Genomic DNA, 12,750 nt, shown 5'->3' with positions numbered 1-12,750 from the left:
CGCATGTTTTACCACAGATTCTTGAGACTGTCGTGCGACTTGTCAGTGGTTCTTGTTCGAGATCGGCCTGGGTGGTGGGGTATGACCGTCAGACCGGGCACCGTCTTCAGCCGGGCGACCGGCGGTGCGGAACTCGCCCTCGCGCGCTTCGCGGGCTCGGAGCTCAGACAGTCCTCCCGCTTTTTCGGTCGCCCGGCTGAAGCCGAAGCGTGCCCTGATTGGTCTGACGGTCATACCCCACCACCCAGGCCTTGTGCCGGATTCAGGAGAAGCAGACTTGCCTCAGCGGAGTGAATCTGACTGAGCCGGTAAACACATGGAAGTGCGGCTATGCTGAGGATAGAAAGGAGAGAGTAACAAAACGCCGAGGATGGCAAAAAAGGCGAGAAAGACGCGCCTGCAGAATGGCACAAGGGCCGGGGAGCGGGCGGTGGGCTGCGGGTCGTGCGCCCGGACCATTCAGGCCGCGCTTTTTCTTTGGGTAGGGACCCGAAAAAGCGGGAGGACTGTTTGAGTCCGGAGCGGCGCAGCCGCGACGTCGAGTTCCGCACCGCCGGGTGCCTACCCAAAGAAAGCGGCCGGTCCGGGCGCACGACCCGCAGCCCACCGCCCGCTCCCCGGCTCGCTCTACACTACGAAGTGATCAAGTGCCCGACTCAAGCCACCTCAACCACATTAGTCACCGGAATCGCCTTCTGACGCTCCGCCGCCTCCATGTACTCCTTGATCTCATTGAAGTTCAGATAACGGTAGATATTATCCGCCATGGTCTTCACCTCACCCATGTAAGACATATACTCTTCCATAGTCGGGATCTTGCCCAGCGCCGAAGCAACTGCCGCCAGCTCCGATGAGGCCAGGTAAACATTAGCCCCATCACCCAGACGGTTCGGGAAGTTACGCGTTGAAGTCGAGATCACAGTCGAGTTCGGCGCCACCCGTGCCTGGTTACCCATGCACAACGAGCAGCCGGGCATCTCGGTACGTGCACCGGCCACGCCGAACACACTGTAGATGCCTTCCTCGGTCAATTGATGCTGATCCATCTTGGTCGGCGGAGAGATCCATAGACGTGTTGGCAGCGTGCCTTTTACCTGCTTCAGCACTTCGCTGGCGGCGCGGAAATGACCGATGTTGGTCATGCAAGAACCAATAAACACTTCGTCGATCTTTTCGCCCTGAACTTCAGACAGTGGCTTCACGTCATCCGGATCATTCGGACAGGCCAGCAGCGGCTCCTTGATTTCGTTCAGGTCGATCTCGATGATCTTGTGGTACTCGGCGTCAGCATCCGGTTCCATCAGCTGAGGATCTTCCAGCCAGGCTTCCATGGCCTGGGCACGGCGCTCCAGAGTGCGGGGGTCGCCGTAACCCTCACTGATCATCCAGCGCAGCAGGGCGATATTGGACTTGAAGTACTCAATGATCGGCTCTTTACCCAGGCGAATGGTACAGCCGGCAGCAGAGCGCTCGGCCGAGGCATCTGACAATTCAAACGCCTGCTCTACTTTCAGGTTTGGCAGGCCTTCAATCTCCAGAATACGGCCAGAGAAGATGTTCTTTTTGCCCTTTTTGGCAACCGTCAGATCACCAGACTGAATGGCCGCATAGGGAATGGCATTGACCAGATCACGCAGGGTGATACCGGGCTGCATCTCTCCCTTGAAGCGCACCAGCACGGATTCCGGCATATCCAGCGGCATCACGCCCGTGGCGGCGGCAAAAGCCACCAGACCGGAGCCGGCCGGGAAGGAAATGCCGATCGGGAAGCGGGTGTGTGAGTCGCCGCCAGTGCCGACTGTATCGGGCAGCAGCATACGGTTCAGCCAGCTGTGGATGATGCCGTCGCCGGGGCGCAGTGATACACCGCCACGGGTCTGAATGAAGTCGGGCAGGGTGTGTTGAGTGTCGATATCAACCGGCTTGGGGTAGGCCGCTGTGTGACAGAAAGACTGCATGACCAGATCCGCAGAGAAACCCAGACAGGCCAGGTCTTTCAGCTCGTCACGGGTCATTGGCCCCGTGGTATCCTGCGAGCCAACGGTGGTCATCTTGGGCTCGCAGTAGCTGCCTGGACGCACGCCTTTCACGCCGCAGGCCTTGCCAACCATCTTCTGTGCCAGAGTAAAGCCCTTGTCAGAGTCGGCCACAGTGAATGGCTTGCGGAATACCGTTGAGTGCGGCAGGCCCAGTGCAGTGCGTGCCTTTTCTGTCAGGCCGCGACCAATGATCAGCGGAATACGGCCACCAGCGCGGACTTCGTCCAGCAGTACGTCAGTCTTTAATTCAAACTCGCATACCAGTTCGTCAGTGCCGTGTTTGAGTATTTTGCCGTAGTAGGGATAAATGTCGATCACATCCCCGGTTTCCATCTTGTCGACGTCGCACTCGATTGGCAGGGCACCGGCATCTTCCATGGTGTTGAAGAAAATAGGCGCGATCTTGCCGCCGATACAGACACCACCATCACGCTTGTTGGGGATGTAGGGGATGTCGTCACCAATATTCCACAGAACGGAGTTGGTGGCCGATTTGCGCGAGGAACCAGTTCCCATTACGTCGCCAACCAGGGCAACCGGGTGACCTTTTTTCTTCAGCTCGGCAATCTGCTCGGCGGCGTTGGTCACACCTTCGCGTGGCATTTTGTACATGGCCAGTGCGTGCAGGGGAATGTCAGGGCGTGACCAGGCATCGGGTGCTGGAGACAGGTCGTCAGTGTTGGTCTCACCCGGTACCTTATAAACGGTCGTTGTGAGTTTTTTGGGCACTTCGGGACGGTTCAGGAACCACTCGGCCTCCGCCCAGCTTTCAATCAGCGCCTTGGCGTGAGCGTTGCCAGCCTGCATTTTTTCTTCCACATCATGGAAGGCATCAAACATCAGCAGGGTGTGCTTCAGTTCGTTAGCCGCTGCTTCCGCCAGTTCGGCATCGTCCAGCAGTTCTACCAGTGTGGTGATGTTGTAACCACCCAGCATGGTGCCCAGCAGTTTAACGGCGTGTTTTTTATCGATCAGCGGGGATGTGGCTTCGCCTTTAGCGATGGCGGACAGGAAACCGGCCTTTACGTACGCCGCTTCGTCAACACCTGCAGGAACACGATTAGTGATCAGATCCAGAATGAAGTCTTCTTCGCCGGCCGGCGGAGCCTTCAGCAGTTCTACCAGATCGGCAACCTGCGCCGCGTCCAGAGGTTTGGGCACAATGCCCATTTCAGCCCGTTCGGCCACGTGTTTACGGTAGGCTTCTAACACAGTAATCCCCTTCAGGTAATGGTGAAACAAAATTCGGGTAAGCGGTGAAAAATGGCTGACGATTTTAGTGTAAAATGGCTGAAATTTCCAGTTGACTCCCTGTGTGACCATTTTCTGATGACAGTCCCTCCGGTTAGAACGCCTTGTATTGGTATCTGCTCCACCACGTCAGTGGGGGATGCCATCTGTCGCGGTTGTAAGCGTTTTGCGTTTGAAGTCATTGAGTGGAACAGCTTTGATGACCAGGAAAAGCAGGCGGTGGTGGATCGTCTGGAGCAACTGATTCGCCCGATTGTAGAGACCCGCTTTATTATCCGCTCGGCCGATACCCTGGCCAGCGGCCTGCGTCGCCAGGGCGTGCCTTTTAACCCGGCACTGTCACCCACCAGCTGGCTGCATAATCTGCTGAAAAAACGTCACCAGGTGATTCGTGATCTGTCAGAGTTTGGTGTTGAGGTACGCCCGGACTTCAGTCACCTGTCACTCGCGGAACTGGCAGAGGATATGGATGTGCAACTGCTGCGTCTGTGTCAGGCGCACCAGTTGCGCTACTTCCCGGAACTGGGTTGATGGGGTAAAGGCTTGAGGTCATAACCTTCAGGCGTGAACTCCAGTACCCAGGCTTTCTGGTCCCAGGCGCCCAACACAATGCGACAGGCCTCATCGCTGCCATTGATGGGTTCCTGCAAACGCAGGGTGTGAATGCCGGGCCGATGAGTGTGGCCGTGAACCAGGATGTTGACAGACAGTGATTCCATCAGCTTGACCACTTCCTCATGGGTCACGTCCATGATATCCGAAGCCTTGTTGCTGTTGGCTTCCTTGCTTTGCTGGCGCAACTGCTGAGCAACCATCAGGCGTTCCAGCAGAGGACGGGCCAGAAAGGCGGCCTGCCAGTCAGGGTCGCGCACCTGGCTGCGAAACTTCAGATAGTCGGTGTCGCGGGTGCAAAGGCTATCCCCATGCACCAGCGCCACTCGTTGCCCGTAACAATCAATCACAGTGGGTTCATTGAGCAGGGTGGCGCCACAGCGACTGGCATAGTCCTGCCCGATCAGAAAATCGCGGTTGCCATGCATCAGATAAATGGCGGTGCCGTCGGCGCTGAGTCCCGCCAATGCGTCGGCCACCCGATCAGCTGCGGGATTCTCATCATCGTCGCCAATCCAGGCCTCAAACAGATCGCCCAGAATATAAAGCGCATCTGCACCGGGCACCCGTGTCTGCAGGATATTCAGCAGACTGTTGATAATGGGTCCGTCGGGTGACTCGATATGCAGATCAGAAATGAACAGTGTTTTATTGTTCTTTTGCGGGTCGGTCATAGCTTTCCCTGACTTTTTATTGTTGTTCCCTGATTATGACTCAGGGTAAGTCACTTCTGTGGCTGTGATGATTACCTCATCAAGAGGGACATCCTGATGACCGGCAACATAACCGGTTTTGCAGGTCTTGATGCGGTTGACCACGTCCATGCCGTCTGTCACTTTGCCAAATACGGCATAACCCCAGCCCTGGGTGGTTTTGTTTTTATGATTGAGAAAACCATTGTCTGCCACATTGATAAAAAACTGCGAGGTGGCTGAGTGTGGGTCAGAGGTGCGGGCCATGGCAAGTGTGCCAGCGTCGTTGGTCAGGCCATTGTCAGCTTCGTTTTCAATCGGGTCACCATTATCTTTCTGCTTCATACCGGATTCAAAACCACCGCCCTGAATCATGAAGTTATCGATAACGCGATGAAAGATCGTGCCATCGTAAAAGCCGTCCCTTGCGTACTTCAGAAAATTTGCGGCTGTATTAGGCGCCCTGTCAAAGTCCAGTTCAATCTGGATATCGCCGTAATTGGTCTTAAAAACAATCATAATTCACACTACTCGTCGGTTCTGCTCATGGGTAGGAACAGCTATAATAAAGGCTTTACATCGTCTGAGAAAGCAGAATTGCCATTATGACAGATTCCAGCAAAGCGCCATCGCATTTTATTCGCCACATGATTGACCAGCATCTGGCTCAGGGCAAGCACGACGGTCGGGTGCAGACCCGCTTTCCGCCCGAGCCGAACGGCTTTCTGCACATTGGCCATGCCAAGTCTATCTGCCTGAACTTCGGCCTGGCGCAGCAGTATTCAACTGACTACCGGGCAGCGTGCAATCTGCGCTTTGACGACACCAATCCGGTCAAGGAAAGTCAGGAATTTATTGACGCCATCAAGGCGGATATCGAGTGGCTGGGATTTAGCTGGCAGGGCGATGTGCGTTATACCTCGTCCTACTTCAACTATCTTTATGAGTTTGCCTTGCAGTTGATCAGCAACGGCAAAGCCTATGTCTGCGGATTGACGCCGGATCAGGCGCGTGAGTATCGCGGTACTTTGACAGAGCCGGGTCGCAACAGTCCCGATCGTGAGCGCAGTGCAGATGAAAACCTGGATCTGTTCAGGCGCATGCAGGCTGGCGAGTTTGCCGATGGTCAATACAGTCTGCGCGCGAAAATCGACATGGCGTCGCCCAATATCAATATGCGTGACCCGGTGATTTATCGTATCAGAAAGGTTCATCATCACCAGACCGGCAATCAGTGGAACGTATACCCGATGTACGACTATGCGCACTGCATATCGGATGCGCTGGAACATATTACCCATTCACTTTGCACACTGGAGTTCGAGGACCATCGTCCCCTTTATGACTGGATCCTGCAAAATCTGACGCCGGAGTCACTGCAAAAGGCCTGCGATGAGCTGGGAAATATGGGCGGCACCACACATTACGTACTGCCGCAGCAGACCGAGTTCGCTCGTCTGAACATTAACTACACAGTGATGAGTAAGCGCAAGCTGAAAGAACTTGTTGAATTGCAACTGGTATCCGGCTGGGACGATCCGCGCATGCCTACTTTGTCTGGTTTGCGCCGACGTGGTTATACGCCGGCTGCGATTCGCAACTTCTGCGATATGATTGGTATGAGTCGCAGTGAGAGCATTGTTGATGTGGGTATGCTGGAGCACAGTATTCGCGAAGATCTGGATGAAAATGCCCCGCGAGCCATGTGCGTGCTGCGTCCATTGAAAGTGACCCTGCTCAACTATCCGCAGGGACAGACAGAAATGCTCAGCCTGCCAAAGCATCCTAAAAAAGATATCGGGCACCGTGAGCTGCCGTTTGGTGCTGAACTGTATATTGACCGGACCGATTTTGAAGAAGTGCCACCGCCCGGGTTCAAGCGACTGATGCCCGGCACTGAGGTTCGATTGCGTGGTGCTTATGTGATTCGCTGCGACGAAGTGATCAAGGATGAGTCGGGCAAGGTTGTCGAGCTGCGCTGCACAGCCGATCTGGATACCCTGGGTAAAAATCCTGAGGGACGCAAGGTCAAGGGTGTGATTCACTGGGTGCCGGCGCATGCGGCTTTGCCGGCGGAAGTGCGTATTTATGATAGATTGTTCAATAATGCCAACCCTGACGACAAATCGCTGGGTGATTTCAAAAATTGCCTGAATCCTGACTCACTGCAGGTCCTGACCGGGTGCCTGGTGGAGCCATCGCTGGCCGAGGCAAAAGCTGAAGACAGTTTTCAATTTGAAAGGGAGGGCTATTTCTGTGTTGACCGGCGCGACAGTCATGCCGATAAACTGGTGTTTAATCGCACTGTGAGTCTGCGCGACTCCTGGGGAAAACAGAACCCATGAATAATTCCGAATTATCCATATACAACACTTTGACCCGAAAAAAAGAACGCTTTGAGCCCCTGGAGGCAGGCAAGATCAACATGTACGTGTGTGGTCTGACCACCTATGATTATGCACACATCGGTCATGCCCGTATGTTGGTAGCCTTCGACGTCATTGTCAGATACCTGCGTTATCTGGGTTTTCAGGTGACATATGTGCGTAATATCACCGATATCGATGACAAGATTCTGCGTCGTGCCAATGAAAATGGCGAGTATTTCGAGGATCTCACCGCACGTTTTATTGAAGCGACGCATGAGGATGAGCGGGCTCTGTTTATCATGCCGCCAGATAAGGAGCCGCGCGCAACAGCTCATATCTCCGAGATCATTGCGCTTATTGAGCGCCTGATTGCGGCGGACTATGCTTACCGTGCCGAGAACGGTGATGTGTATTACGCGGTTCGCCAGTTCAAAGGTTACGGCAAACTGTCGAATAAAAACCCGGAGGAATTGCTGGCCGGTGCCCGCATTGAGGTGGGTGAGCTGAAGCGCGATCCGCGCGATTTTGCGCTCTGGAAGTCTGCCTCGGACAGCGAGGTGGGTTGGGATTCACCCTGGGGCTATGGGCGTCCGGGCTGGCACATCGAATGCTCGGCCATGTCAACCTGCTGTCTGGGTGATAGCTTTGATATTCACGGCGGCGGCTCCGATCTGATGTTTCCGCACCACGAAAATGAGATTGCCCAGTCTGAAGCGGCAACCGGCAAACAATTTGCCAAATACTGGCTGCATAATGGAGCTGTGCGCGTCGACAATGAAAAGATGTCCAAATCGCTGGGCAACTTCTTTACTGTTCGTGATGTGCTGAAGAGTTATCCTGCCGAGGTGGTGCGCTACCTGCTGGTCGCCAGCCATTACCGCAGTCCCATCAATTATTCTGATCAGGGTTTGAAACAGGCCTCCGCATCGCTGGAGCGCCTCTACCTGGCAGTGCGTGGGCTGGATACAGAAAAAGCCCGCGATCTGGCCAACAGCAGTTACGAGAAAACTTTCCGTGCAGCCATGAACGACGACTTCAATACCTCAGAGGCCATCAGTGTGCTGTTTGATCTTGCCAAAGAGATTAACAAGATCAAGGAACAGGATGCACAGCAGGCTGCTATTCTGGCGCGTCTGTTGTTGAAGCTGGCTGGTGTGCTGGGTCTGATGCAGGGTTCGGCGGAAGCGTTTCTGCGACGCAGTAACGACGGTGTTGATGCTGAGCTGATTGACTCGCTGATTGCTCAGCGCAAACAGGCCCGGGCTGATAAAAACTGGGCCCTGGCGGACGAAATTCGTGACCGTCTGAACGCGATGAATGTCGTGGTTGAGGATGGCACTGATGGCAGTCGCTGGCGCATTGAAAACCAGTGAATGAGCAATCAATCGTTGACGGAGCGTGCCCGCATGAGTATTATGCGCACCTCGCGGTAACGACGTCAGTTTGCAGGACGAATATCGGGGTATAGCGCAGTCTGGTAGCGCGCCTGCTTTGGGTGCAGGATGTCGGGAGTTCAAATCTCTCTACCCCGACCAATTTTGTTGGTTCGCGAGTGTTATGGTGGCTGTAGCTCAGTTGGTAGAGCCCCGGACTGTGACTCCGGTTGTCGTGGGTTCGAGCCCCATCAGCCACCCCATATTCTGCAGTAAACGCCGTTCAGCACCGTGCGGCGATTGCGCACCCGGCGCAACAGGGCCACGTTCAGCGCTCGTAGCTCAACCGGATAGAGCACCGGCCTTCTAAGCCGGGGGTTGCAGGTTCGAGTCCTGCCGGGCGCGCCAAATAAAAAAGGTCACCTTCAGGTGGCCTTTTTTGTTTGCCGTCTGGTGGCAGACGAGAACCTGCCGGTTCGACAAAACGGCAGGATAGCCGTTTTGGATGACCGAAGGTCACCCGCAGGGCGAGGGCCATGGATGGCCCGAGTCAGTCCTGCCGGGCGCGCCAAATAAAAAAGGTCACCTTCAGGTGGCCTTTTTTGTTTGCCGTCTGGTGGCAGACGAGAACCTGCCGGTTCGACAAAACGGCAGGATAGCCGTTTTGGATGACCGAAGGTCACCCGCAGGGCGAGGGCCATGGATGGCCCGAGTCAGTCCTGCCGGGCGCGCCATCTTCGAGCATCTCAGTCAGGGGTTTCTTCGACCAACGGTCCGGGTGGCGGGTAGCAGATTGCGCCCGGCCGCATCCTTTTGCCGCTCAGCCGGCGGGGGGGAACTCGACCTCGCCGCCTTGCGGCTCGGGACTCGAACAGTCCCGCCCGCTGATCGGCTGAGCGGCAAAAGGATAAACGCGGCCTGAATGGGCGCAATTCTGCTATCCGCCACCCGGACCTTATGCCAATCTTCGAGTGGATGCGGTATCGAATACGCAAGCAGCCTGTCTCTGACTCAGCCGCAAAGCGCCCAATTCCAGGCATCACTTACCAAGGCCCGGCACAAAACCAGATCCAGGCAGCGGATTCGGAAGCGGGGGTGAGAGCGAGGAAAACCTGACGAGGAACACCCCCGCTTTCGGAGCCGTTGCCGTCAGGCGTTCAAGTTAATCGCCTTGGTAAGCGATGCCGGCAGGCACTGAAGCAGAACCTGCCGACATACTGAGAGGCTGAGATTTTAGCGCTTGACGCGCGACTTGTACTCGCAGGCGATGGTATCAATCTCGATGAAGTCACCGATCTCGCAGAACTCGGACACTTTCAGCTCATAGCCGGAGTTCAGACGGGCGATTTTCATAACTTTGCCGGTGGTATCGCCGCGGGCGGCCGGCTCCGTGTAGGCGATCTGGCGCACGATAGTTTTCGGCAGATCAATGGATATCACCTTGCCATCGTAGAACACTGCCTGGCAGACATCTTCCATGCCGTCTTCGATAAAATCGATGACGTTTTCCAGGTCTTCCTTCTCAATCTCGATCTGCTCGTACTCGCTGTCCACAAACACGTACATGGGATCGGCGAAGTAGGAGTAAGTCACTTCCTTCTGCTCCAGCACGATCTGCTCCAGCTTATCGTCGGACTTGAATGCCGTTTCAGTCTGGACGCCGTTAAGCAGGTTTTTCAGCTTCATCTTGTTGACGGCTGAACCGCGACCGGCACGATGAAAGTCGTTCTTTTGCACTTTCCACGGTGAACCATCGATCATGATGACTTGACCGGGACGGATTTCCTGAGCGGTTTTCATAATGTAAGACTCTGTAAAGCAAAACAAAAAGGTTATTTTGCAAAGCCTGTAGTGTGCACGAGACTTGAGGTCAGATCGGGCAAAACTGCCAGCTTTTGCTGCCAGTTCCGGGCGTGTATCTGAAGCGCCGGAAGGTGGGGGCGCAGATCATGCCATAAATTGCCGATGTCGTCACCAAGATTCCACTTCAACTGCAGTTCCTGCCAGTAATCCAGGGCTGCCTGGTCGACGGCACTGTCACAGTAGCGTTCAATGAAGGCCTGCAGTTTGTTGATATGTGCTCCATCATCTTGAGGATAAATATGCCAGAGCATGGGTTTGGCGGCCCACTGCGCGCGGACCATGGAATCTTCGCCACGCACGATATTGATGTCACAAATACTGAGCATTTGATCATAGTCGGGTTGACTGACAAAGGGTCTGATCAGCGCCGCGAGTTTACCCCAGCGGATAAGCTTGCCGGCATGGGCTGGCCCGCTCTGGCCAGCCAGCAACATTAGCTGGTCTGCCGTCTTGCCTTCAGGGATCAGGCATAGCACCGGATCTTTGTCATTCTTCATGGCACGCAGCAGATTTTCGCAACAGATACCCGGGTACATGAACAGAGATACCCAGCTTGCAATATCCGAGCTTGGAAAACAATTGTTGAGACCGGTCTGTGTGAGTAATTCCTGACGCAATTCTGTTTGCTGTTGTTGCCATTGCCGGTGCTTTTGCAACACGTCAGGCTCTCGCAACAGTCCGCCACTATCTGTGCTGAAACCAGGCATAAAAAACTTTTTCTGTAACGTGCGCGAGCCTTTAGTCGTCATGATGGTCTGTGGCGAGGGTAAGCGGTGCAAGCCGCCTACCCAGCTTTCCGCGCTCAGATATTCAATTGTCAGCCAATGGGGAGCATTGCCGGATTCCGCCATGGCTTGCAAAAGAGCCTGTGGCAACGGGCAGCTGAACATTTCGATAATGACGGAGCTGGCTGCGAGCTCGCGGTTGAATGTCTGGTCGTCAGGCCAGATTTGCAGCCATCGATGAACAGTAATCCGCCCATATTGAAAGTGGTTTTTGTGCTGCAGGGCAGAGGGGGTGTCGGGCCAGGGACCCAGAAACTGACTGAAAGCGGACCAGTCGTCGACAAACAAATCAACGTGAATGTGATGTTCGTTTGCGAGCTGCTGGGCCAGACGCCAGGTGACTCCGATGTCACCCAGATTATCGATGACCTGGCAAAAAATCACCCACCGTCCCGGCGTCTGTTGGGCGTCCGGGACGGTGATCAGTGATAGATCGGCAACTTGATCGGTTATGCTTCCACCTTGGTCATCTGCTTGCCGCAGCAGATTTCAGAGTGAGGCATGCCTTCGCAGGGGCAGGCTACTTCGTAAACCAGCTCTGCTTTACAGGAATCGCAACGATATCGATCACCAACTTCTCTGGACATTGTTTGTTTCTCCTCAAGATGCATTATTTTTTATCGTGTCATGATGGTTACAACGGTTAAGATAGTGTCACCACACGCTGATAAATTCAAGCATAGGGTGACGCGTATAATTTGATCTGAGTCAGCAAAGACTGACATCACACGGGAGCGTTTCACATGGTGGCAACAACAACGCAGTTTAATGTTGAGGGTATGCATTGTTCGGGCTGTGAACAGAGCATCGAACAGGCAGTGGCAAAGCTGGTCGGTGTGGAATCTGTGAAGGCGGATCATGGTAAGGGAGTGGTGGAGGTCAAATTTAATGATCGGCTGACCACGCGGCAGGCCATTGAATCATTGATCAGCTCAACCGGTTACTCTGTACGCTCGCCGCAAGTGGCGACGGTTTCTCTGGTCCGCAAGGTGTTATTGTTTGTGATCCTGCTGGCAGTGGTTGGTGGTGTGGCGTTCTGGGGTAAAAGCCTGATGCCCGGTCTCATGCAGCAGATGAACGCCGAGTTGGGTTATGCCGTGTTGTTTGGTATCGGTTTTCTCACCGGTTTCCACTGCATTGGTATGTGTGGCAGTTTTGTTGTCAGCTACTCTGATGCGGCCCGCTCAAATGCCGAAGCGGCTGTGTCGCATTTTTCTTACGGTGCCGGTAAAACTATATCCTACACAATGATCGGTGCGATGTTCGGCCTGCTCGGTGCAATCCTGACCATCACGCCTTTTATGCGGGGCATGGCAGCGATTCTGGCGGGACTGTTTTTGTTTGTATTTGGTCTGAAAATGCTCAACGTGATTCGCAGCATGGGTGTGTTTTCATTGCGACTGCCTGACTCATTTGTCAGCAAGGTCAGCAGGCAGATTAACCTGCGTCAGAATCCGCTGGCGATTGGTTTGTTGAGCGGCCTGCTGCTGGGCTGTGGACCACTGCAGGCCATGTATATAATGGCAGCAGGCACCGGCAGTCCGGGCGAAGGTGCGCTGTTGCTGTTTTTCTTTGGTCTGGGTACGCTGCCGCCGTTGCTGGGTTTTGGATTTTTCGCCAGTTATCTGTCGCGCAAAACCATTCACGATCTGGTACGTGTATCGGGCGTGCTGGTTATTATAATGGGTCTGATGATGCTGGATCGCGGTCTGCTGATGACCGGCTCGGGGCTGGATTCCGGCTCGTGGTTCAATTAAGGAAATATT

General features: G+C 54.6%; 11 protein-coding genes and 3 tRNA genes. 7 read left to right on the top strand and 7 right to left on the bottom strand.

Going from position 1 to position 12,750, the window contains the following annotated elements; all coding sequences use genetic code 11:
- Positions 1 to 42 precede the first annotated feature (42 nt).
- Together PS2015_RS15610 and acnB are read right to left on the bottom strand one after the other, a co-directional pair.
- The gene (locus PS2015_RS15610) at positions 43 to 234 is read right to left on the bottom strand and encodes a hypothetical protein (RefSeq protein WP_156412700.1); all 192 of its coding nucleotides are present in this window, start codon (positions 232 to 234) and stop codon (positions 43 to 45) included.
- A gap of 422 nt (positions 235 to 656) precedes the next feature.
- Positions 657 to 3,251 carry a bifunctional aconitate hydratase 2/2-methylisocitrate dehydratase gene (gene acnB, locus PS2015_RS09440; protein WP_335338230.1) on the bottom strand — a complete coding sequence of 865 codons (2,595 nt, stop codon included), beginning with the start codon at positions 3,249 to 3,251 and terminating at the stop codon, positions 657 to 659.
- 51 nt (positions 3,252 to 3,302) lie between these two features.
- Here acnB and PS2015_RS09435 point away from each other — a divergent pair, with 51 nt between their 5' ends.
- A complete protein-coding gene (locus PS2015_RS09435; RefSeq protein ID WP_082628078.1) occupies positions 3,303 to 3,821 on the top strand; it encodes a DUF1289 domain-containing protein in 519 nt (172 codons plus the stop codon).
- On the opposite strand, the gene PS2015_RS09430 is transcribed toward PS2015_RS09435, so the two are convergent.
- Both PS2015_RS09430 and PS2015_RS09425 read right to left on the bottom strand, forming a co-directional pair.
- On the bottom strand, positions 3,800 to 4,576 hold the full coding sequence (locus PS2015_RS09430) for a UDP-2,3-diacylglucosamine diphosphatase (protein WP_058021985.1): 777 nt from the start codon (positions 4,574 to 4,576) through the stop codon (positions 3,800 to 3,802). The genes PS2015_RS09435 and PS2015_RS09430 overlap by 22 nt on opposite strands.
- 33 nt (positions 4,577 to 4,609) lie before the next feature.
- Positions 4,610 to 5,113, bottom strand: coding sequence for a peptidylprolyl isomerase (locus PS2015_RS09425; RefSeq protein ID WP_058021983.1), 504 nt, complete (start codon positions 5,111 to 5,113; stop codon positions 4,610 to 4,612).
- Between the two features lie 86 nt (positions 5,114 to 5,199).
- Here PS2015_RS09425 and PS2015_RS09420 point away from each other — a divergent pair, with 86 nt between their 5' ends.
- The 5 genes from PS2015_RS09420 to PS2015_RS09400 all read left to right on the top strand — a co-directional run bounded on the left by PS2015_RS09420 (position 5,200) and on the right by PS2015_RS09400 (position 8,744).
- Positions 5,200 to 6,939 (top strand): glutamine--tRNA ligase/YqeY domain fusion protein, encoded by a 1,740-nt coding sequence (locus tag PS2015_RS09420; protein ID WP_058021981.1) that lies wholly within the window; start codon positions 5,200 to 5,202, stop codon positions 6,937 to 6,939.
- Complete coding sequence (gene cysS / locus PS2015_RS09415) at positions 6,936 to 8,336, top strand: cysteine--tRNA ligase (protein WP_058021979.1); 1,401 nt, start codon at positions 6,936 to 6,938, stop codon at positions 8,334 to 8,336. Before PS2015_RS09420 ends, cysS begins: the two co-directional genes overlap by 4 nt.
- An 85-nt stretch (positions 8,337 to 8,421) precedes the next feature.
- Positions 8,422 to 8,498, top strand: a tRNA-Pro gene (locus PS2015_RS09410).
- Positions 8,499 to 8,523: 25 nt separating this feature from the next.
- A tRNA-His gene (locus PS2015_RS09405) sits at positions 8,524 to 8,599 on the top strand.
- Positions 8,600 to 8,667: 68 nt separating this feature from the next.
- A tRNA-Arg gene (locus tag PS2015_RS09400) sits at positions 8,668 to 8,744 on the top strand.
- Between the two features lie 825 nt (positions 8,745 to 9,569).
- Here PS2015_RS09400 and efp read toward each other — a convergent pair.
- From efp to PS2015_RS15715, 3 genes are all read right to left on the bottom strand, one after another.
- On the bottom strand, positions 9,570 to 10,136 hold the full coding sequence (efp, locus tag PS2015_RS09390) for an elongation factor P (protein WP_058021975.1): 567 nt from the start codon (positions 10,134 to 10,136) through the stop codon (positions 9,570 to 9,572).
- Between the two features lie 32 nt (positions 10,137 to 10,168).
- Entirely contained in the window at positions 10,169 to 11,368 is a 1,200-nt protein-coding gene (gene earP / locus PS2015_RS09385) for an elongation factor P maturation arginine rhamnosyltransferase EarP (RefSeq protein WP_058021973.1), read from the bottom strand.
- A 65-nt stretch (positions 11,369 to 11,433) separates the two neighbouring features.
- Complete coding sequence (locus PS2015_RS15715; protein WP_169792292.1) at positions 11,434 to 11,571, bottom strand: hypothetical protein; 138 nt, start codon at positions 11,569 to 11,571, stop codon at positions 11,434 to 11,436.
- Between the two features lie 156 nt (positions 11,572 to 11,727).
- Here PS2015_RS15715 and PS2015_RS09380 point away from each other — a divergent pair, with 156 nt between their 5' ends.
- Positions 11,728 to 12,741 (top strand): urease accessory protein UreH domain-containing protein, encoded by a 1,014-nt coding sequence (locus PS2015_RS09380; RefSeq protein WP_237113305.1) that lies wholly within the window; start codon positions 11,728 to 11,730, stop codon positions 12,739 to 12,741.
- Positions 12,742 to 12,750: the final 9 nt, after the last annotated feature.

It is taken from the genome of Pseudohongiella spirulinae, assembly GCF_001444425.1.
Classification (GTDB): domain Bacteria; phylum Pseudomonadota; class Gammaproteobacteria; order Pseudomonadales; family Pseudohongiellaceae; genus Pseudohongiella; species Pseudohongiella spirulinae.
The sequence above is the reverse complement of the archived record's forward strand: the minus strand, read 5'-3'. Positions and strand labels throughout refer to the sequence as shown.